This is a genomic window from Lunatibacter salilacus, from assembly GCF_009797935.1.
GTDB classification, from domain to species: Bacteria; Bacteroidota; Bacteroidia; order Cytophagales; family Cyclobacteriaceae; genus Lunatibacter; species Lunatibacter salilacus.
This window is the reverse complement of record NZ_VOLC01000002.1, coordinates 102,881-124,713: the sequence shown is the minus strand read 5'-3', so window position 1 is coordinate 124,713 and position 21,833 is coordinate 102,881. Positions and strand designations below refer to the sequence as shown.

14 protein-coding genes and 1 riboswitch are annotated in these 21,833 nt (G+C 43.1%); of the genes, 5 read left to right on the top strand and 9 right to left on the bottom strand.

Annotated elements, in window-relative coordinates:
* Nucleotides 1-3 precede the first annotated feature (3 nt).
* The 3 genes from FQ608_RS03505 to FQ608_RS03495 all read right to left on the bottom strand — a co-directional run bounded on the left by FQ608_RS03505 (nucleotide 4) and on the right by FQ608_RS03495 (nucleotide 4,003).
* Nucleotides 4-1,167, bottom strand: coding sequence for a cysteine desulfurase family protein (locus tag FQ608_RS03505; RefSeq protein ID WP_158856422.1), 1,164 nt, complete (start codon nucleotides 1,165-1,167; stop codon nucleotides 4-6).
* Nucleotides 1,168-1,169: 2 nt separating this feature from the next.
* Nucleotides 1,170-2,813: a S8 family peptidase gene (locus FQ608_RS03500; protein WP_158856421.1), complete on the bottom strand. Its 1,644-nt coding sequence runs from the start codon at nucleotides 2,811-2,813 to the stop codon at nucleotides 1,170-1,172.
* A 125-nt stretch (nucleotides 2,814-2,938) separates the two neighbouring features.
* Complete coding sequence (locus FQ608_RS03495; protein WP_234364050.1) at nucleotides 2,939-4,003, bottom strand: acyloxyacyl hydrolase; 1,065 nt, start codon at nucleotides 4,001-4,003, stop codon at nucleotides 2,939-2,941.
* A gap of 214 nt (nucleotides 4,004-4,217) precedes the next feature.
* A riboswitch (SAM riboswitch) is annotated at nucleotides 4,218-4,326 on the top strand.
* Nucleotides 4,327-4,513: 187 nt separating this feature from the next.
* Here FQ608_RS03495 and FQ608_RS03490 point away from each other — a divergent pair.
* From FQ608_RS03490 to FQ608_RS03475, 4 genes are all read left to right on the top strand, one after another.
* The gene (locus tag FQ608_RS03490) at nucleotides 4,514-5,821 is read left to right on the top strand and encodes an O-acetylhomoserine aminocarboxypropyltransferase/cysteine synthase family protein (RefSeq protein ID WP_158856420.1); all 1,308 of its coding nucleotides are present in this window, start codon (nucleotides 4,514-4,516) and stop codon (nucleotides 5,819-5,821) included.
* Between the two features lie 5 nt (nucleotides 5,822-5,826).
* Nucleotides 5,827-6,882: a homoserine O-acetyltransferase family protein gene (locus FQ608_RS03485; RefSeq protein ID WP_158856419.1), complete on the top strand. Its 1,056-nt coding sequence runs from the start codon at nucleotides 5,827-5,829 to the stop codon at nucleotides 6,880-6,882.
* A gap of 154 nt (nucleotides 6,883-7,036) precedes the next feature.
* Nucleotides 7,037-7,753, top strand: coding sequence for an ABC transporter ATP-binding protein (locus FQ608_RS03480; RefSeq protein WP_158856418.1), 717 nt, complete (start codon nucleotides 7,037-7,039; stop codon nucleotides 7,751-7,753).
* Nucleotides 7,746-9,392, top strand: coding sequence for a putative ABC exporter domain-containing protein (locus FQ608_RS03475; protein WP_158856417.1), 1,647 nt, complete (start codon nucleotides 7,746-7,748; stop codon nucleotides 9,390-9,392). The genes FQ608_RS03480 and FQ608_RS03475 overlap by 8 nt, the downstream gene beginning before the upstream one ends.
* Nucleotides 9,393-10,777: 1,385 nt before the next feature.
* On the opposite strand, the gene FQ608_RS03470 is transcribed toward FQ608_RS03475, so the two are convergent.
* The gene (locus tag FQ608_RS03470) at nucleotides 10,778-12,121 is read right to left on the bottom strand and encodes a Gfo/Idh/MocA family protein (RefSeq protein ID WP_158856416.1); all 1,344 of its coding nucleotides are present in this window, start codon (nucleotides 12,119-12,121) and stop codon (nucleotides 10,778-10,780) included.
* A 22-nt stretch (nucleotides 12,122-12,143) separates the two neighbouring features.
* Complete coding sequence (locus tag FQ608_RS03465) at nucleotides 12,144-13,241, bottom strand: amidohydrolase family protein (protein ID WP_234364049.1); 1,098 nt, start codon at nucleotides 13,239-13,241, stop codon at nucleotides 12,144-12,146.
* 232 nt (nucleotides 13,242-13,473) lie between these two features.
* Between FQ608_RS03465 and FQ608_RS03460 the strand changes: the two genes are divergently transcribed.
* Nucleotides 13,474-14,943: a sulfatase gene (locus FQ608_RS03460; RefSeq protein ID WP_234364048.1), complete on the top strand. Its 1,470-nt coding sequence runs from the start codon at nucleotides 13,474-13,476 to the stop codon at nucleotides 14,941-14,943.
* Between the two features lie 104 nt (nucleotides 14,944-15,047).
* Here FQ608_RS03460 and FQ608_RS03455 read toward each other — a convergent pair whose 3' ends face one another.
* The 4 genes from FQ608_RS03455 to FQ608_RS03440 are packed head-to-tail and all read right to left on the bottom strand — an operon-like array spanning nucleotide 15,048 to nucleotide 21,375.
* Nucleotides 15,048-16,541, bottom strand: a complete 1,494-nt coding sequence (locus FQ608_RS03455; RefSeq protein ID WP_158856415.1) for a c-type cytochrome domain-containing protein — start codon at nucleotides 16,539-16,541, stop codon at nucleotides 15,048-15,050.
* Between the two features lie 15 nt (nucleotides 16,542-16,556).
* Complete coding sequence (locus FQ608_RS03450) at nucleotides 16,557-17,936, bottom strand: DUF1552 domain-containing protein (RefSeq protein ID WP_234364047.1); 1,380 nt, start codon at nucleotides 17,934-17,936, stop codon at nucleotides 16,557-16,559.
* 57 nt (nucleotides 17,937-17,993) lie between these two features.
* A complete protein-coding gene (locus FQ608_RS03445; RefSeq protein ID WP_234364046.1) occupies nucleotides 17,994-19,373 on the bottom strand; it encodes a DUF1552 domain-containing protein in 1,380 nt (459 codons plus the stop codon).
* A gap of 16 nt (nucleotides 19,374-19,389) precedes the next feature.
* On the bottom strand, nucleotides 19,390-21,375 hold the full coding sequence (locus FQ608_RS03440; RefSeq protein WP_158856414.1) for a DUF1592 domain-containing protein: 1,986 nt from the start codon (nucleotides 21,373-21,375) through the stop codon (nucleotides 19,390-19,392).
* Nucleotides 21,376-21,833 lie beyond the last annotated feature (458 nt).

Here is a 21,833-nt window from a genome sequence, read left to right as displayed (position 1 = left end):
TTTTTAGGTTAGAATTCTAGTTTTCCGCAAGGTAGCTAACGTTTCGGAAACGTGGGCAATCGTAAATCGGATATCGTCCTCAGTCGTAAACTTACCCAGACTAAAGCGTAATGTAGCTTTTGCAAGATCATTGGGAATACCCATAGCCTGCAGTACATGCGAGGCTTTATCCGTCACGCTACTGCAAGCAGAACCGGAGCTCACTGCTACAGCCTTATTTATAGCAGTTAATAAGGCTTTTGATTCTACACCTTCAAATGAGATATTGGATACATGAGGCAATCGCTGTTCCGCATCTCCATTTAATGTGGTTCCAGGCAACCGCAATATATCTGATTCCAACCTGTCCCGGAGAACTTTCAACCTTTGATATTCGGTATAAAGGTTGTTCTGTTGAATTTGGGCTGTTTTACCCAAGCCTACAATTCCCGGTACATTTAAGGTGCCACTCCTTCTGCCCCGTTCGTGGCCTCCTCCTGTGATTTCCGACTGAAGCTCGATCTTTGGATTTTTTCGGACATACAGCGCACCAATACCCTTTGGGCCGTACATTTTATGGGCCGACAGCGGAAGTAAATCTATTTGTAGTTTTTGTACATCCACCGGTATTTTGCCTACCGCCTGCACTCCGTCTGCCATAAACACAATACCGTTTTGTCTAGCAATTTCCCCAATTTCCTGAATCGGCTGAATAACGCCGGTTTCATTGTTGGCTACCATGACGGAAATCAGCACTGTATCTTTTCGAATAGCTTTTTTCAACTCTTCAAGATCCAGAATACCGTTTGGCCCTACGGAAAGATAGTCTACCTCAATTCCCAGTGATTCCAACGCGTTGCAGGTATCCAAAACGGCAGCATGTTCCGTGGATACGGTCACCACATGTTTTCCTTTTTTGTTATGGGTAGAAAAAAGGGTACCACGAATAGCCAAGTTGATGGCTTCCGTGGCACCACTGGTAAAGACTATTTCTTTTGGACTGCTGCCGATTAATTCCGCAACTCTTTCCCGGGCTTCCTCTACTGCCTCAGCTGAGATCCATCCATATGGATGGTGGGTGCTTGACGCATTCCCATATTGTTCAGTAAAGAAGGGAAGCATGGCTTCCAGAACTTCGGTTGAACAGGGAGTAGTTGCGTTATGGTCCAGGTAGAGCGGAAATTTCACGGTTATTTGGTCATGGATTCTGCCATTTGGAGGGCTTCATAGGCATTGACTAAACCGCCTGTGATGCTTAGGTGGCTAAAAGGAACGCGATCGTCACTGCCGGGTTTCAAAACTTCATGATCCGTCTTGTTGTAGACAGATGCCTTTAAGATTTCTTTTACTTGGGATGCCTTTAGCTCGGGGTAGTAGGCCAATAAAAGTGCGGCCACACCTGCTACCGTAGGAGCTGCCATACTGGTACCGCTATTGTTTTCATATCCGCTTCCGGGAGTAGTTGAATAAATATCCACCCCTGGAGCAAATAAGTCTACCCCTGTTTGGCTGAAGTTGGAAAATTCCGCGGCCAAGGTTTCATCAGCCTGCCAGCTTGAAGCACCCACTTCGATCCAGTTAGAAGCTTCTCCTTTTTTAGCAAAATGCTTGTTGGGGAAATTATTGGATTGATTGATTTCCTTGGAGCTGTTGCCGGCGGCATGAATAAGGACTACTCCCTTTTTCTCCGCATATTTAACGGCCTTGTCCACGGCTTTTTTTCCTGGAGAATACGATTTGCCAAAGCTCATGTTGATGATATCTGCGCCGTTGTCAACCGCGTAGTATATGGCGTTTGCAATGTCCTTATCCCGCTCATCACCATTGGGAACGGCGCGGATGGGCATGATCAACACATGTTCAGCAATTCCTTTTATCCCCAAATCATTGTTTCTGTCTGCCGCAATGATACCCGATACATGTGTGCCATGATTGGCATCCGGTCCTGTCGGATCATTATTGCCATAATTTTTGTCTTTATAGTCTTCTGGATCATCACCTACAATGCTTCGGGGGTTGAAATCGGTATTATAGGCATATTTTACCTGAACTTCATAATGTTCCATAGCCCTGCCGATCTCGGAAAGAATTTCATTGATGGTCATGCCCTCTTGGCGCATGTTCGAGAATATTTGGGTGAGCAGGCTTTTGGCGCTAGCCACCGCTGAATCATCTGAGATAATTCGACTCAAATCCTCCTCTCCGAAATCTTCTACTTCCAATTCTTCTTTAATTATTTCTGCAGCCCGTGTAAACCCTTCCTGCAGGTTTTGGAAAAACCCATAATTCTGTTCCGCCTCCTCTTGGGTTGAGTAGAAATTTTCTTTTATTTTCAACCAATAAGTAAATTCTTCCCGTTGTCTCCTTTTGACATCTCCCTTTTCCTTATCCTCAAACTTCGCTTTCAACCTCAAATACTCTCTTGTCAACTCATGGGAGTCTTCCGCGATGTGGGACCCGTCTTTGCCCCCGATAAAATTCCAACCATGCACGTCATCCACATAGCCGTTGTTGTCATCATCGATGCCATTTCCTGGTATTTCTCCCTCGTTTACCCAGATTTTTCCTTGAAGGTCTTCATGATCCAAGTCCACTCCGGAATCGATGACAGCCACGACTACCGTCTTTTTTGGGGACCTGTCACGAACAAGTTCGTGCGCTTTTTGGGCTCCAGTGCCCATAATCCCATCTTCCAAGGGATCCATTAGAAACCAGTCATTAGGTGCCTTCAGGCTGTCTGAAACATAGTGGGTTTTAAGGTGATCGTAAGCCGATACCTCTGGAGTTATCAGAAATGCTCCAAATATAAAAATGGAAATAAGTAATTTGTTCATATGCAGTTTGCAGTTAGTTCGTTTTCAACGATAGGAAAAATCCATTATTTTGGTGTAAAATTAAAATTATTTTTTATTGAAAGTACTATTTTGGTTATATGAGGTTGTCCATAGTGTTTGAGTATTTAGAATTGGTAACCCAACCGTACTTCAATATTCTCGGCCACATGTCCATGAGCTTTCAACGCAACTCCAAGTTTTATTGAATTTTTCAATAAATAGGATAACACATAACGCTGGTAAAATAATCTATCCGGTTCGTAAATTTTAGGTTTTTTAACATAAACCCCCATACGCTGACTGAAGTCAACTTTTCCAAAAAGAAAATGATGGGCTATAAATGGCGCATGAATAAACCCGTTTGGCACATCGGGAAGGACTTTCAAAGAATTGTCCCATTGGCTTTCGAATCCCGCCCCAAGCCCCTGAATAGCATTAATCTTTTGAAAAGCACCTATTGTAAATCCTATTAGCGGTTGTCTTCCATCCCTAGGTGAATCACTTCTTAGAGTTCCGAAAGCTTCCAAATAGTATCGCCGCATGTTGTATGTTTTTTCAGCAGTATGTTTCGGAAAGTTATATTGTTTTGGACTGTAGTTTATTCCGAGTCCAAGAGTTGGAAAGTTCATTCCTCGGTTGGGCTGCTTTTGGCCACCATTGGAAATGTGATTGTAGTGTATCGCTAAGGCAACCGCAAGCTCCTCCCGCAGGTGCCACTGAAATCTGGGACTGACAAGCAGCAGGAAACTTATAGGAGACGAAAAGAAGGAATTGCTCGGATTGGTTTCCTCATCAAAGACTTTGGAAAGGTACGAAACACCGAATCCGGAGCGTAAGCCAAGCTGTAACCTATTGCTTTTCCACAAAATAGGCTCAAAGCTACCTGACAAGGAAGTGGCACTTCCAAGTACCTCCGAGTTGTTGAAACTATAATGGGAAAGGTTAACTCCCAGATAATGGAAGCAGTTGCAGATATCCCAATTACTTTTGTCCAGCCTAATGTGATCATATGAAAGATTTACTCCTGTCGGGTTACTTTGGGAGACGGCCACGAGATCAGAAGCATGGGGAATTATAAATCCATACTGCATTTCTACCCCATACCGAAACCCCGTTTCTTGTTGGGCGTTGAGTGAGAGGTAGCTTGCAAATAATAAAAATACAGTGACATTATATCGGTTCAAAGGCATGAAGGTCGGTAATCATTTTATTACATATTGCATCGATTTTTTGGTCAAAAGGTTTCAATTTACCTTATCAAAGGTTAAAAGTACTTGGTTTTTGAAGAAAGAACCAACCAAAAAGGGATGGAAGTGGTGCTAAAAAAAATATTTGGTACTTTTAGTTGTAATTGTTCCGTATCCCCACTTTATTTGCATTATCCTTTTACTTTTAAAGTAGCGGGGTTTATACAGAAGAGGTGAGAGACAGGCTCCACGACCCTCTGGCAACCTGGAAAAACCAAGGTGCCAATTCCTGCCGGGTAAGATATCCTTACTTGGAGATATAACATCTAGCTAATGAATCTGTCAGACAGTATCCTTCGATTTTCTTACCCATACTTCAACCAAGTATTCTCGAGACCTATTTTTGTCTTGCATATCAAGCTTTGTTGATAGCAGCAACGGTACTTTGTGAACCTACCTGGGCTTACAATATAGAGCATTGAAATAAATTAAGATAACCTAAACTAAAAAAAAATGTCACAGAATTATCGATTTGAAACCCTCCAACTTCACGCAGGACAGGATCCTGATCCGACCACCAATTCCCGAGCAGTGCCTATTTACCAAACCACTTCTTATGTGTTCAATTCTGCGGAGCACGGAGCCAACTTGTTTGCCCTGAAAGAGTTTGGCAACATTTACACCCGTATTATGAATCCCACCACGGATGTTTTTGAGAAAAGGATGGCAGCACTCGAAGGGGGAGTTGCGGCAGTAGCCACCGCCTCCGGACAGTCCGCCCAATTTTTGGCGTTAAACAATTTTTTGACCGTCGGAGATAATTTTGTGACCTCTCCATTCTTATATGGGGGATCCTACAATCAATTTAAAGTTTCTTTTAAGCGAATTGGGATTGAAGCGAGATTTGCCAAAAGTGACAAACCAGCTGATATCGAAGCCCAGATAAACGACCAAACCAAGGCCATTTATTTGGAAACCATTGGTAATCCTGAGTTCAACATTCCGGATTTTGAGGCCATCGCCGCCATCGCAAAGAAATATGATATTCCTTTAGTAGTGGACAACACTTTTGGTGCGGGCGGGTATCTCTGCCAGCCGATCAAACACGGAGCGAATGTGGTTACTTCTTCTGCCACGAAATGGATAGGAGGCCACGGTACTTCCATTGGAGGAATTATTGTAGATGGTGGAAACTACAACTGGGGTAACGGCAAATTCCCTCCATTTTCAGAACCTTCTGATGGATATCACGGACTCGTGTTTTCGGATGTGTTTGGGATAGACAATCCGCTGGGAATGCCAAATGTCGCTTTTGCAATCCGGGTACGTGTGGAAGGACTCAGGGATTTTGGACCCGCAATTAGCCCATTTAATTCTTTTCTTCTCCTACAAGGTTTGGAAACGCTTTCGTTACGGGTGCAGCGGACGGTGGACAATGCATTGGAAATTGCCAAATGGTTGGAAAGCCATCCACAGGTTAAAAAGGTCAATTATCCCGGGTTGGCTTCCAGCCCGTACCATGCGTTGGGTAAGAAATATTTGCCCAACGGATTCGGTGGTGTGTTAAGCTTTGAAATAGAAGGGGAAAAGGAAACGGCTTCCCAATTTATCAACAACTTGAAGCTGATATCCCATCTGGCAAATGTAGGAGATGCAAAGACCCTAATCATTCAGCCTGCCGCCACTACTCATCAGCAGCTAACTGATGAGGAACAATTAGCAGCCGGGGTCACGCCAACCTTGTTGCGGATTTCTCTCGGAATAGAACATATTGAGGATATTAAAGAAGACTTAAGTGGCGCCTTTGACAGTTTGAAATAAATAAAATGAACCAACCGTTCCCGTTTTTAATCAGTGAAATGACCAGAGAGATTTTCAGTTGCGAAGAAGGGCTGACATTGGAATCCGGTGTTAACCTTCCCCGGTTCCAGCTCGCTTATACTACACAAGGTCATCTGGCACCAAACAAGGATAATGTCATTTGGATCATGCATGCCCTAACAGGTGATGCCAATCCTCATGAATGGTGGTCCGGTCTAGTGGGGGAGGACAAATTCTTTGATCCTACCCGCCATTTCATTGTATGTGCCAACCTCCTTGGTTCCTGTTATGGTTCCACACAGCCTCTGAGTGAGAATCCGGAAACGGGAGAGCCCTATTATTACGATTTCCCAGCATTGACCACTCGTGATATGGCGTTATCCTTGGATAAATTACGCGAGCATATTGGACTTGCGTCCATCCATACTATTATCGGAGGGTCTTTAGGGGGGCAAGTTGTCGTGGAATGGGCTTTTTTACTGCAGGAAAGGTTGAAGCACGCAGTAATTCTTGCTTCGAACGCCAAAGCCTCTCCATGGATCATTGGATTTAATGAGGCACAGCGCATGGCGATAGCAGCGGATGGTACCTGGGGTAAAAAACAACCTGATGCTGGAGAAAAGGGCTTGGAAGCGGCTCGGGCAATTGGTATGTTGAGCTATAGACACCCGACAACGTTCGTTCAAAGTCAGGGCGAAACAGAAGAAAAAACGGATGAATTCAAAATCAGCAGCTATCTCAGGTATCAGGGGAAGAAGCTTGCAAACCGGTTCAACGCTTTCTCCTACTGGGTACTCAGTAAGGCCATGGATAGCCATGATGTGGGTAGAGGAAGAGGAGGTACGGCAAAGGCCCTGGCCGCAATTCCAAGTAAGGTTCTTTCTATTGGAGTGGATTCAGATGTTCTTTTTATTTGTGAAGAATCCCGATATATCAGTCAACACGTACCCAATGGAACCTACCGGGAAGTTCACTCTATATATGGGCATGATGCTTTTCTGATAGAATATGAACAGTTAAATTATATTTTAAAGTCATTTTATTTGGAAAACAATTCTTAAAGGAAATGATTTTGATTAGTTGGATTAAACAAAAAGCGCAGGTTATCTCTGCGCTTTTTGTTTGTCCCAACACACGCAGTTTTAATCGCCTATTATACAACCAAAAGGTGCTGATATAGGTTTAAGAAATATGGTAAGGTAACCACGACGATATATGCTCGAAGTAATTGGATTAATTAAACGCTATGAAAAGCAGAATGCAGTCAACGATATTAGTTTTTCGCTCGAAGGGGGTGAGGTAGTTGGGTTGATAGGGCCAAATGGTGCCGGCAAGAGCACGACAATGAAATGCATCGTAGGCTTGTTGCGAAAAACGGCAGGAACCATAACTCTGGGCGGCCATGACCATTTATCAGTTGCCGCTAAAAAGCTTTTTTCCTATATCCCTGAAACGCCGCATGTGTATGATCTACTGACAGTGAAGGAGCATTTGCAATTTATAGCCCAAGCTTACGGAGTTAAGGAATGGAAGTCTAAAGCGGAGGATCTGATGCACACATATGACTTGCTGGATAAACAGGACAAATTGGGAAGGGATTTATCCAAAGGAATGCGTCAGAAGGTTTCTATCTGCTGCGCCCTTTTACCAGATCCGGAAGTGCTTTTTTTTGACGAACCGATGATTGGATTGGATCCCAAAGCGATCAAAAACACCAAGCGGATTTTTAGTGAACTCAAAGCCCGCGGAAAGACAATTTTGGTAAGTACACACCTGATCGACAGCGTGGAGGCTATTTCTGATCGCATTATGATTATGAAAGACGGGAACATTATCGGTAATGATACCTTAGGTAACTTGAAAGCGGCTTTTAGCAATGGAAATGAATCAAGCTTGGAAGATTTGTTTTTGGAACTGACAAAAGATGAATGAGTTTGCCCTTTTACTTCGCAAGGACCTATATATCCTGATCAATAACCTGAAGTTAATTCTCAGGAACCCACTTCGGTTATTTCCATATCTCTTTATCGTAGGGTATTTCGGCATTTTTTATTTCTTAAGGGGAAATAGATCCGAATCTTCGATAGACCCCGATCAAATGGGAGACCTGCAGGAAGCCATGGATCAAATCAATGCACCCGACGTGGGGCAATTGACTCTTGTGGGTGGGCTAACCTTACTTGCCCTATTTGGAATGCTTTATCTGTTATTCCGTGCAACGAAAAAGAATGTGACATTTTTCAGCATGGCTGATGTAAACCTACTGTTTACTTCTCCGGTAAATCCCTCCAAACTGTTGGTATATTACATGGTGCGATCCATCATTCCGGCCTTGGGAGGATCTTTGGTTTTTGTCCTGTATAGTACAGCCCAATTAAATGACGTTTTCGATTTTAATGTGCTCAATCTAAGTATAATGGCTATGGGAGTGGCACTTTTGTTTTTCATCCTATCACCCATTCGGTTTTTGATTTACACGCTTCATACCAAATATGGCATTATACCGCAGGTTAAGTCGGGTATTTTTATAACAGGAATCATCGTCCTGATTATGATAATAATACCCGGACTATGTGCGGAAAATTTTTACGAAGGAATGTTTGCCTGGATTGCATCCCCTTGGTTTGATCTCTTTCCTTTGGTGGGTTGGAGTAGAGGAATTCTTACGTATGTTGTACATGAAAATGGCTGGAGGGTACTTGGATTGATGGGTTGTTATGGTCTGTCTTACGGATTGATATTGACAATGGTCCTAAGGCATTCTGGGCATTATTACGAAGATGTGCTGGAGTCTACGCAATCCCAGGAAGAGACAAAGGAGAAAATTAAGGGAAAACGTACGGCTTCTGAATCCAGCATGAGCCTGAATACCAAGAAAAAACTTGTTTTTAAAGATTTTGGAACCGGTGCCACTGCGATTTATTGGCGTAATTACGTTCACGGATCCCGGCAGGATTTTCATCCTTTCTTTGGCGTATATGGTTTAGGATTTGCCGGCCTAGGTGTACTTATGGCAGTACTTTCCCGATTTGATTGGTTTTCACATTGGATAATTTACGGGTACCTAATTTTGTTGATTTTTATCTATTTTATGGCAGGTATAAGCCGGGTTAATGTAGGTGATCTCAAAAAACCCTTCATTATTCTAATTCCAGACACCTGGGGGGCTAAATTTTGGAATTTGATCCGCCTTGATTTGTATCAAACCTTCATTTTTTCCGTGACACTAATTGTGCCAACCGTCCTTATTGCCAAGCTTAGCCTTGGATTGATTTTGCTATTTCCGATTTGCATGATTTGCTTTTACCTCTCTGGATTTTCCATCAATATGACCGTACAACTTGGCTTTAACGAAGGTTGGGACAGAAAGCTAGTCAGGCCATTGATTATTGGAAGTGTATTGATATTCGGAATACTGCCTTCTTTGGGTTCAGGCTTTTTTGTAGCCATCATTTCCAGACAATTTGTTTATGGATTGTTGGGAATATCCATGGGTATGGGACTTGTCGCCGCAGTCATGTTGCATGTGGCATTTGATGTGATAAGCAGGCTGGAATTTAAGGAGATGTAATTTGAAAAATTGAAATATGGTAGAAATATTGATGAATTGATATTAGTGGATATTTGATATTTATGGATATTAGGGAAAATTGAAATATAGTTGAAATATGGCCCATGGCCGAAATAGTTAGGGATTGATATATAGTGGAAATAAGGTGGAAATATAGCCTTCGGCCGAAATATTGCCGAATTGATATTGGTGGATATTAGATATTGGAGTTGTGGTGTTTTTTAATATTCAGGAAAGGAAATATGCCTTATCGGCCGAAATATTGAAATTGGTCAGGCGATATGTTTTTCAACAACAACCAATAAACCTATAGACCCATCGACCTATAGACTAGATATCGAAATACAGTAGAAATGAGGTGGAAATATAGCCTACGGCCGAAATATTGGGGAATTGATATTAGTGGATATTAGATATTAATTGATATTAAGAATTTCGATTTGCGAGGCAAGTCATATTGGGTTATGGGTTTGAGTTAATTATGAGGTCTGGGTTATGATCGAAATAGCGAATTACCTTGCGATTAATGGTTGATAAGTTGATGGGTTTTTAGGTTGATTATGAGTTATGGATTGAACAATTGAAATATAGTGGAAATCGGAGCGATGCGTAGACCCTGAGGAGCGAAGCGGTTCAGGGTATGGCCTACGGCCGAAATATTAAATACCTCTGGAAATCGGAATGTAACGTCTAAAGCGTATTTATAATTTCGGTTTTATGATTTTGATTTCGCATTTCACAGCCCTGAAAGATCGAAATCTCATAGCCTGGGGTGTAGCGTAGCCCCAGGTAAGAATTGAATATTCTCGATTGTGATTTGGCAGCGGGGATGGTTGAGGTGTCATACCTTTCCCGCCAAAACCCGGTTTTATTGATCTGTGCTTTATCTACGAAAAATGGCCCGCAGATCTCGCGGATTTTCGCAGATCTTTTTGGTAAAAGATGGTTTTATTTTTTTTAGCCCTGAAAGATCGAAATTTCATAGCCTGGGGTGTAGCGTAGCGGAGCCCCAGGTAGGAATCAAATATTCTCGATTGTGTTTTGGCAGCGGGGATGGTTGAGGTGTCATACCTTTCCCGCCAAAACCCGGTTTTATTGATCTGTCCTTTATTTACGAAAAATAGCCCGCAGATCTCGCGGATTTTCGCAGATCTTTTTGGTAAATGATGGCTTCATTTTTCTAAGTCCAGACTTGGTGGCCAAAAAGTACGTAAGAGAATATTCCCAAGTCCCCAGGTTTCACCTGGGGTAATTGAGGGGTTCGACAGATTCACTGTCGTTGAAAAAAAACAATCCGTAATTAATTTATAAGAGAACAATCTCTTATTCCGGTTAGGGTTAATTTAAAAATGATTTCGTTTGGTTTTCTGAACCACATTGGATGATTAACCCCCATAAGGGATATAAAGAGGCGGCCTGCTCTGCCACTTTCCTTTGGTAAAATCCGGGAAATCCACGGGTTTGCTTTTTCCGGCCACAGATGCCTCCGAAAGTGGAATAACGGCAGCACTGGTGACGGAATCGTACACATCCCAATCCGGTTGGGTTTTTTCTCTGATGGCTTGAATTAATCTGTGCCAGTTGATGGGAGTTTGTGTCATTCCTCCACTTCCATGGCCCCGTATTGCTCCTCCTTTTCGTTGGGGAGGATTGTAGTTTTTCACAATTTCATGCTCGTATTCTTTTACATATTCGTCAGCGGATTCCCATTGATGATCTCGGGGACTTTTGCCATCTAGGTAGATGCGTGAATTGTCCCGTTCTCTGAGATAAATGCCTTTGGTGCCTTGGAGTCGGAAGTTTTCCCGGGGATGTGGGGTATGGGTATCGTGGTTAAGTGTGATCATTTTACCATTCACCGTACGGATCAGCGAGGCATTGTAATCTCCGAGTGCCATTTCCTTTGTAGCGTATGGATGCTCTTCACCATACATGTCTTTAGCATACTCATTGATCATAACAGATTTGGAACTCATGGATACCAGGTAGTCGAAGCGATCTCCCCGGTTGATGTCCAAGCAGGGCATCATATTGCGCATGGGATGGTCAGGATAAAGGTTTCCGTTGCGGTCTACAGCAGGCTGAAGGCGCCAAGGTTCTTCCTCAGGGTTGAATTTTACCATTCGCAAGTCATGGATATAACCGCTTTCTACATGTATTATATCTCCCAACAATCCCTTTCGAACCATATTCAGCATAGTCAGGTCCCCAAATCCTCCCAATACTATACTTGCCCATTTGCCGGTTTTCTCAAAGGTTTCCACCAATTCCCAAGCCTGTTCTATGGTTTGTGCCAATGGCACCTCGCAGGCCGCATGCTTGTTGTTTCGCATGGCGGCTAAGCAAATTGGAGCGTGGGTATCCCATGGCGTCGCGCAGATGACTGCATCCAGTTCTTCCTCTTCGCACAACCGCATGAAATCTGTGGGGCCTTTGTCGTAAAGTCTTGGGCTTGGCTGTCCCGATTCCTCTACCCAACGCTTGGCCCGGTACAGGTTTTTTGTGTTTGTGTCGCAAATAGCAGGTACTTCGACTCCCTCTATCCCCAAGGCAGTATCCAAATGATACGATCCTCGTCCCCCAATTCCAATAAATCCCAACCGAATTGTTTGCTTGGCGGAATGAGTATTTGAAAAGGCTTTACTGGGTGAAAATGCCGCACCTAAACTTAGTCCTCCGATTGCGAGGGATGATAATTTGAGGAAATTTCTCCGATTTTGTAAATTCATGGTAGGTTGGGTTCTATTAGGATCAGATTGGTTTTTGATTTAGTCGTGGAAACCACTTCTCCGCGTTGGTCCGGTAAATTTTGTCTACCACCGAAGATGGAAGCTTCATACCTTTAAATTTTCGAGTCACTTTAGGGACTTCCATTTCATCGTCCGTTACAAAAAAGCGCCAATGACGTAACCAAACCTCATGGGCATGATTTTTAATTTCATCCGAGGTTGTCCCTGTAATGTCAGAAGCACTTGTTCTTAAATCCGTTCCATAAATGATCCGGTCTTGGTATTTTACAAGAAAGTCATGGACTCCTAGCCAGTTTGTTACAGCCTGATGCTGTAAGTGTGAAATCCGTTCGGCCAAGTCCACGGACATGTTGGGATATTTATCCAGTCTTTTCGCCAGTTCATCAACACTCCATTCCAGGCTTCCCAGGTGGGCACCTACAAAATTCAGGTTGGGATTTATTTCCAACAACCTGTCCCGGGCTGCCATTTGGGCATCGTAGTCGGGATATTCTGGATGTAGGTACATATGGTATTTTGGATTTTCCGAGAAATAATCCCGGTCACCCTTTACGGTCATTTCTTCTATGGGAAGCCAGGTGTTTTTTGGCTCTCCCAGATGGCCCAACAGTGGGATGTTGTTGTCGATAAGTATTTTGACGATTGGTTCAAAAGCCTTGTCGTCAATCATCACAAATTCATCATCCTTGTTTTTTAGTTCCAGACCTATGTTCTTCCAAACCTTTACGCCTACAGCACCCTTATCAATAGCAGCTTGCAGGTAACTTAATGTTTTTTCTGTCCAATCGGACTCATTAAATCCTTCCAGCGAAAAGGTGCTGATAAATGCCAAGTCTTTGGGGTATTTATCCAATAGCTGAAGAGAAAAATTATCCTGGGATTCCGGAGAGCGAGTTGGTGAGGAATAGACACTGACATTGACCAAGGCAAAATTGTCAGCTAAAGCCTGATCCAAAAACAGCGTATCGAACTCCTTCCAAAGGTGCACGTGGGCATCGTATTTTTTGACGGCCTGAAAGTCTTCCATCGTGTAAAATTCCTTTGATTCGCTGGAATCGTCGGTTTCTTTTGGTGAGTCGCACTGGGTGAGTAGTGTCATTGTCAATAGAGAAAGTAAACAAATTAGCTTCGGTTGGCGCATAGTAGTAGCAGGGAAATAACCCTTTAAATGGCATATTACGAAAATTATATTGGTAATTCCAGCCATTTTATGGGGTTGGGGATTAATTTAAATCATTTTGCTGTAATTTAAAGCCGGATTCAAGATATTTCTTGCCTTTTTCTTTAAACCTCTTGTTTGATCATAACTTTCCAATCTATTCCTAACCCTCATGAATTATCCGATTTTCAAAACTTTTCTGCCGCATTTTATGGTATTAGTGATGATGCTCTTGTTATCTAGTCCAGTACCAAAAACCAAGGCAGATCGCTCTAAACTTTCCGCTCCAAATATTGTGTTGATTGCAGTCGACGATCTTAATGATTTTATTGGAGCGATGGGGCATCCGGATGCCATTACGCCCAATTTGGACAGGTTGATTCAGCGTGGAACCCTTTTTGCCAATGCCCAATGTCAGGCTCCCATGTGCAGTCCTTCCCGGGTAGCGATTATGACGGGCTTGAGGCCGTCCACAACGGGCATTTATGGGTTTTTAGATGACAACCTGATCCAGAACACCAACGAGGCAACAAGGAATGTAACCCTGATGCCGCAATACTTTAAGGATGCTGGCTATTATACCATGGGAATTGGGAAAATATTTCACGAACATGCACCTGACGGTCTGTTTGATGAAAGCGGTGGAAGGGAGCGGGGCTTCGGACCTTCTCCACCCGAGCGTTTTCATTGGGATAAAAAAGGTACATCTACCGATTGGGGAGCTTTTCCGGAACGGGACGATCAAATGCCGGATTACCGTACAGCTAAGTGGGCCGTGGAACGATTGGACAGAAATTATCAATCCCCTTTCTTCTTAGCCGTGGGGTTTTTGAGGCCGCATGTTCCCTGGTATGTGCCTCAAAAGTGGTTTGACTTATACGATACAGCAGCTATACATCTACCCGACTATCTTCCAACTGATGCCGATGATTTGCCTCCAATAGCTTTGGAGATTGATGATCTTCCAATGATGCCATCCACTGAATGGGCCATTGAAAACAAGCAATGGAAAAATATCCTTCAGGCTTATTTGGCGAGCGTTTCTTTTGTAGACCATTACGTTGGAGAGGTGTTAGATGCCTTGGAAGTGAGTCCTTACGCCCAAAATACGATTGTGGTCCTTTGGTCGGACCACGGGTATCGCTTGGGTGAAAAGGGAACCTTTGCCAAAGTGGCACTCTGGAATCGGGCGACACTTTCTCCCCTTATTTTTGCGGGACCGGGCATCTCTGAAAATGTACGGATAGATGCTCCGGTAGAGTTGTTTTCCATTTACCCCACCTTAGCCGAGTTGGCGGGGCTTCCCAACGTGCATGCGATCGAATCCAGAAGTATTGTCCCTCTTATCCAAGATCCAACACTCCAATGGGCACATCCTGCAATTACCACCTGGGCAAGAAACAACCATGCCATCGTAACCGAATCCCATCGTTTTATCCGGTATGAGGACGGTTCGGAGGAATTGTATGATTTGGTTCATGATCCCCAGGAATGGCATAATATTGCTTCAAATCCTGATAATAAATCCATCATCGATGAATTGGCTACCCATCTACCTAAAGTAAATGTAAAATGGGCGGCTGCATCCAAATATGACAACAACGCATATTTTATTCGTCAAAAACGGGAGCAAAGTGAGTAATGTCTAAAACTAATACTCTGCCTTGAATATTATGCGGCCAATGTGTGAAATTTGAGCTGGATTGATCAACGTATCTCGGGAATAACTAACTCCAGTTTGCTTCACTAAAAGAAATTCCCCCGCTCCAGGTGGATGGTAACATCCGGCCGGTTTACCTGTATGGCCTTAATCACTTCCGGGGATACTTGGGTACTGTTTAAATAAAGCTCCTGTAGACTTCCTATCTTTAATACGTGTAAAAGGTGCCCATCTTCAATAGCTGACTTAGAAAGGTCAAGCAGTTGAAGTTTGGGAAGGTTGCCAAGGAAGACTAACCCGGATCCATTGATCTTGGTCTGCTGCAAATAAAGCTCCCTAAGTGAAGACATCTGGCCAATATAGTAAAGTGCATCGTCAGTAATGTTGCTGGCTACCATCGAAGCCTTGGAAATTTGAGGGAAGAGGGGCTGCAGGTCCATCAAATCATTGTCTTCAAATGAGGTAGGGGGGAAGGCCATGGATAGGGCTATCCTACCGTCCCCAAATTCATCCAAACTCAGTTTGTACCTGTTTCCACTGGATACAGAAACGATCATACTTTCCAGTTCTTTCTGTTGCATATACCTGGCCTTCCTCTGGTTTTCCAGATCGGTGATAAAGGTCGTGATAAAAGGCTGCATTTGAGGATCCTGGGCCGCTTCCTGAACAAGTAATTCCGGTTCAGCGCCGTTACTTATCCACCATTCCAATAATGTAATTTCCTCGTGCGACAAAGGAACCTTACCATCGGGCGGCATGTGCTTTTCATCATCACGTGGGAGCATCACTCGCTGATACAATTCGCTCTGGCCAAGATCGCCTGGTTTTAGCGTAGGATGTTCACTTTTTCCACCTTGTAATATATCCTCATATGAAGTCAGAATCAATCCTCCTTTGGTCTTATTGGAGTTGTGACAGCTCATACATTTTTTATCCATGATAGGAATGATCATGTCTTCAAAAACCAACATTTCTTCCATGGGTTTGGGCTCCCAGTCATTCTCCGGCTCGTTTAATGAAGGCATGTATTCGGTGAGAAACTCACTTCCATGTGTTAATGATCCTCCCTGATGACTAGTATAAATCAACGCTACATTGGCAAAAACTAAAACACTTAAATAGGAAAGATAGCTTCCACTGGATTCAGATTTATAATTATGCAGGAAAAGAAAACAGGCCAATGCCAATGATGCCGTAAGAATAACACCGCCCCAAAGATGCTGCTGCATGATATCTCCTGAATATTCTCCGGTGTAAAACAACAAAAAACCAAGACCTACGGCAACCAAACTCCCCAACAGCGCTATGGCAAGTATAGATCCAGTTAGGTTGGCCGAAACGGCTCCGATATTAAATCGCTTTAAAAGCTCAAATACTAGGACTAGGAATACAAGAACAATTGGAAAATGAATAATTAATGGATGAAAGCGTCCAAAAAAGTAAACAAAATCCGGGGCTTCTTCTCCAGTAGGTTGTATTTGAGGTAAGAAGAGAACACCAACGGCAATGAACAACAAGACAAAACGATACTTTATGACATTTTTTTTGAATGCCATAAATGAAGGGGACACTTTTTGCATTTAGAATTTCAGGGTTTAGGCATAGATTTCACACAATTCACCGGTACTATCGGCAAAACACTCCAAAGGCATATCCATTACTCTTGCCATGGAAAGATAAAGATTGGTCAGCGGAGTTTCTTTTTTAAATTGTAAATTCTGCCCTGTTTTCAGACTGCCTCCGCCTTTTCCACCTACCAAAATTGGCAGGTTATACGGAGAATGGGAATTTCCGTCTCTAAGTCCGGAAGCAAACATCACGATGGAGTTGTCCAGCAATGTACCATCTCCCTCAGGAATTAGACGTAAACGCTCTAGGAAATATGCATACTGTGCTACATAATATTCGTTGATTTTCCGGTATTCCTCCATCTGGTCCTCGTGGTTCTGATGATGCGAAAGTTGATGGTGGCTCCCGCTGACACCGGGGAGGAAGGAAAAGTTTCTGTTACTGGCAGAGTTGCCGAACATAAAAGTACTGATCCGGGTGGCATCACTCCAAAATGCCAAGACCATAATGTCCAGCATTTGGCGGATTTTTTCGGTGTTGTCTACACCGACATGCGTTTCATTAAACTCTTCAATACGCATATTTAGATGTACCAGCTCCTTGCGGATTTCAGGAGTAATCTGCTCCTCATAGGCTTTTATTTTTTCATCATCACCTATGCGGCGTTCTACAGACCGAATTGATTCCAGGTATTCTTCCAATTTGTCCTGATCTGCCCGGCCCAATATGCGTTGTAGATCATCCGCATCGTCCTTTACCAAATCCAATACACTCTGTTTCCAGGTTTTGTCCTTCTGTTTGGCATCCGGTAAAAAAGTTCTGTATAACCTGTCAAAAGCCATCCTAGGTTCTATTTCCTTACTGCATGGCATCGTGGGAGTTTTCCAGGAGATGGCAGATCCATATAATCGGGTAAACCCTGTGGCTCCGCAAATCCCTGAATTGATCCTTTCCGTACCAAACTGCAAGGAATCAAAGGGTGTGTCCTGACCCTTGTGTTGGGCTACCAGTTGGTCAAAAGATATCCCGCCCACATGCAGGTTTTCCCCCATCGTTTTATAGATGGGGTACCCGGTCATGATATTGGCAGTTTTAGCAAAGTGACCTTCTGCTCCGGGGAAGATAGAACCTTTGTTCATCAGTTCATTCAGGATCAGGACCTCACTTTTAATATTTTGCAATGGCCTTAAGGTACGGCTCAGCTCAAAATCACTCCCGAATTTTTCCGGTGTCCAATGGAATTTATTTACCCCGTTTGGCATAAATAGACAGGAAAACCTTACCGGTTTTCGGGGCATATTGTAATAGTTCATACCAGGGGGAACCATGGCCTGAAGGAAAGGAAGCGCTATGCTTGCACCCAGTCCTTTTAACATGCGCCGTCGGGAAATATGCCATCTACTCATTTTATTCGGTCATTTAAGGTTTAGCTCTTTAATTTCTCCACTTTTCTGCCAAAGATACTAGGCATAAATTTCACATAATTCCCCGGTGCTGTCTGCGAAGCATTCCATTGGCATGTCCATGACATGGGCCATAGAAAGATACAGGTTGGACAAAGGTGTTTCCTTTTTGAATTGAAGGTTTTGACCGGTTTTCAGTCCTCCTCCACCTTTTCCTCCCACCAAAACAGGTAGGTTGTAAGGGGAGTGGGAGTTACCGTCCCTCAAGCCAGAGGCAAACATCACGATGGAATTGTCTAGTAAATTTCCATCTCCTTCGGGTATAGAACGCAACCTTTCTAAGAAATAAGCATATTGATCTACATGCCATTCGTTGATAATTCTGTATTCCTCCAGTTGTGCAGGATTATTTTGGTGATGGGAAAGTTGATGATGGCTTCCGCTTACTCCGGGAAGGAAGGAAAAATTCCGGTTGCTTACCGAGTTGCCAAACATAAAAGTAGTCACCCTCGTGGCATCGCTCCAGAAAGCCAAGGTCATAATGTCCAGCATCTGCCTTGTTTTCTCCGTAATATCCACCCCTACATGCGTTTCATTGAATTCCTCTATTCGCAAGTTCAAGTGTATCAGCTCCTTTTGGATCTCAGGAGTAATCTGATCAGCAAAGGCCTTATTTCTCTCTTGATCGGAAATTCTCCGCTCGACTGAACGGATGGATTCCATGTATTCTTCCAATTTATCCTGATCTGCCCGGCCCAATATCCGTTGTAGGTCGTCCGCATCTTCTTTGACCAAGTCCAAGACACTTTGCTTCCAAGTCTGATCTTTTTTCTTATTATCAGGTAAAAAAGTCCTGAATAGGCGGTCAAATGCCATCCGCGGTTCTATTTCTTTGGTGCATGGCATGGTGGGCGTTTTCCACGAGATAGCAGATCCGTATAAGCGTGTAAAACCAACTGCTCCGTCAATCCCTGCATTGATCCTTTCCATACCGTATTGTAGAGAGTCGAATGGGGTATCCTGGCCTTTTTGTTGGGCGACCAACTGATCAAAAGAGATTCCCCCACTGTGAAGATTATCACCCACGGTTTTGTAAATGGGAAAAGCAGTCAACAGATTGGAATCTTTTGCATAATGACCGTCGGCTCCGGGAAAAATGGAACCCTTGTTCATCAGTTCATTCAATACCAAAATCTCATTTTTCAGATTTTCTAAAGGCCTGAGTGTTAAGCTTAGGTCAAAATTACTTCCATATCTCTCGGGTGTCCAAAACTCTTTGTTGACCCCATTGGGCATGAAAAGACAGGAAAACCTGACCGGCTTTTTGGGCATGTTGTAATAATTCATTCCAGGAGGAACCATGGCTTGAAGAAATGGAAGTGCTACACTTGCACCCAAGCCTTTCAACATTCGTCTTCTGGAGATATGCCATTTACTCATCTTTTTATCAATTTAGTTAGTTGCTCGCCAAAATTCTGAATTTTGCCGATTCGTCGTTTACCTTGTATCTAAAGGGATAACTATTGACCAGCGCAATGATAAACTTTTCTGTATTAAAGTCATTTTCCAACAGGTTTTCAACCAGCTCTTTGATGTATAGTTCATCTTTGAATTCTACATTACGACCTATCGCATAGGTAAATATTTTTTCAGAAAAATTTCTGGCAAATAGCTCATTCTTAGATATCAGTATCTGCTTTAATTCCGCAGGACCTTTGAATATTTCACCTGTCGAAAGCGTATCCCAAGCAATGATGGGCTGGTCTCCATATCCGTCGCGCCAGCGTCCTATTGGATCAAAATTTTCAAGTCCGAATCCAATGGGATCCATTTTTTGGTGGCAGCTCATACATTCTGCTTTGGATCGGTGAAGCACCAGCAGGTCTTTGATACTGGCATTCTCAGCACCCGACTCTTCTTCTGACAGTTCACCTGCATCCGGTGGAGGTGGTGGTGCGGGCGTACCCAATATTTGTTCCAAAACCCACTGTCCCCTGAGTACAGGACTAGTCCGTATGGGAAGTGAGGTAGCTGTCAACACACTGCCCATTCCCAGGATACCTCCCCTGTTTCTGTTAGTTAAAGTGACCTTCCGCAGCTCGTCCCCCTTTACTCCTTGAATACCGTAATGTTGGGCCAATTCTTCATTAAGGAACGTATAGTCACTATCCAGAAGATCAAGGAGGTTTTGACTCTCGGCCAATACATAGTGAAAATATTCCACCAGTTCTTGGTACATGGATTCCCGGAGAGATGGTGTGAATTCTGGAAATCGCTCAGGATCTACTGGACTGCTTTCTTTTAATTTTGTGATACCAAACCACTGTGAGGCAAAACTTTCTGAAAAACGCTTTGACTTTGGGTCATTTAACAATCTTTTTACCTGTTTAGTTAGGATTTCAGGGTCCTGCAGGTCTTCTCTATAAGCGACTTCAAACAACTCACTATCCGGAAGGGTTGACCATAAAAAGAATGATAAACGGCTGGCCAATTCGAAATTGCTCAGGGCATAAGGTTGATTGACAGGTTGTTCCTCCTCAAAGCGGTACAGGAAATTGGGAGATATCAATACCGCCTTAAACGTCTCCATGACTGCAATATCAAAGCGGTTTTTATCATCTGTTCCCTCGTAGACTTTTTGGAATAGAGACAGGTAGGCCTCTTTTTCCTTACTCTCCAGGAACCTTCTGAACGCCTTGCTCGCAAATGGTATAATTACCTCCTCGGCAGCTTTCATAGGTGCATCTACATAACTATTTCCTGTGAACAGACTTAGAAACCAATTGTAAATACGCGTGAATAGATTAGGCTTGTAGGACTTAGGTACCATATTTCGCCATTTTTGCGGATCTGCATAGGCTTTTTCCAATATTTCTTCAGCAGCATCATAATACCGCTCCATTTTTAGGGGAGTCAAAAACAGGGTATTGGGAAAATTATCGAAACCAGCACCCCCCGAACCATCCGCTGGAAACAGGGACTTGGCATCATAGTCAACTCCAACTAGATTAAGGATGGAATATTGATATTCATTATGGCTCAATCGCCTAATCACTACTCTTCCAGGATTATTCGCATTCAGAGATCGGATCAGGATGGTATTGACACTGTTGAGCAGGGTTTCCCGCTCCTCCACTGTCATGTTAGGTTCCCCAGCAGGAGGCATTTCGCCGGTTTTTACAGTCTCCATGATATGCATCCAAAGCTTTCCGCCCCTGACGATCCTGCCTTCAAACTGATCTTCCAGGCCCATGAAAAAAGCTTTGATGCTGATGCCTCCAGATCGCTTGGTGTCATGGTGGCAGGAAAAGCAATGCTTCTCCACAATGGGCTGAATGACCTTAACATGGTCCACCTCCGCATCTTCCTCCTTGTCCACCGCAAACAAAGGTGTAAAAGAGAAAAGGAGAATAAGCAAATAAAATGTTATTATGGGTTTCATACTTGGATAAAAATAGATATAAAATTTCTTTCAGCCAAATTTTTTCAGATTTCGATATAGGTGTGAATAGAAAAATAATTAATTAGTTTGAAATGGCATCGCGAATCAAACTGTCCTCCGTAGAAACAATAAAACACAAGTCGGTTTTCTCAGAAACTACTCATTTGGAAGGTTTAAACCCGCATTTTGGTTTGGAAAATAATTTTATTCTTTATTTTACTGAAATTCAAAACTTTAACTAGGATATGTCAATGTTTATATAAGCTCGAATTCATTAATTTATATTTCCTCATAAGGCTTATATTGTGGAAAATTGCCTATGGCCATTGAGGACAGATTTTTTAAACGGGAAAATTTCGGGGTGAATGGGAAGAGTAAAGCACATCCAATTGGCGAACAAATCCAAAAATAATTTAGGGGCATGTTGTTGTTTGCCAGAATAGATATGGGTACAACGC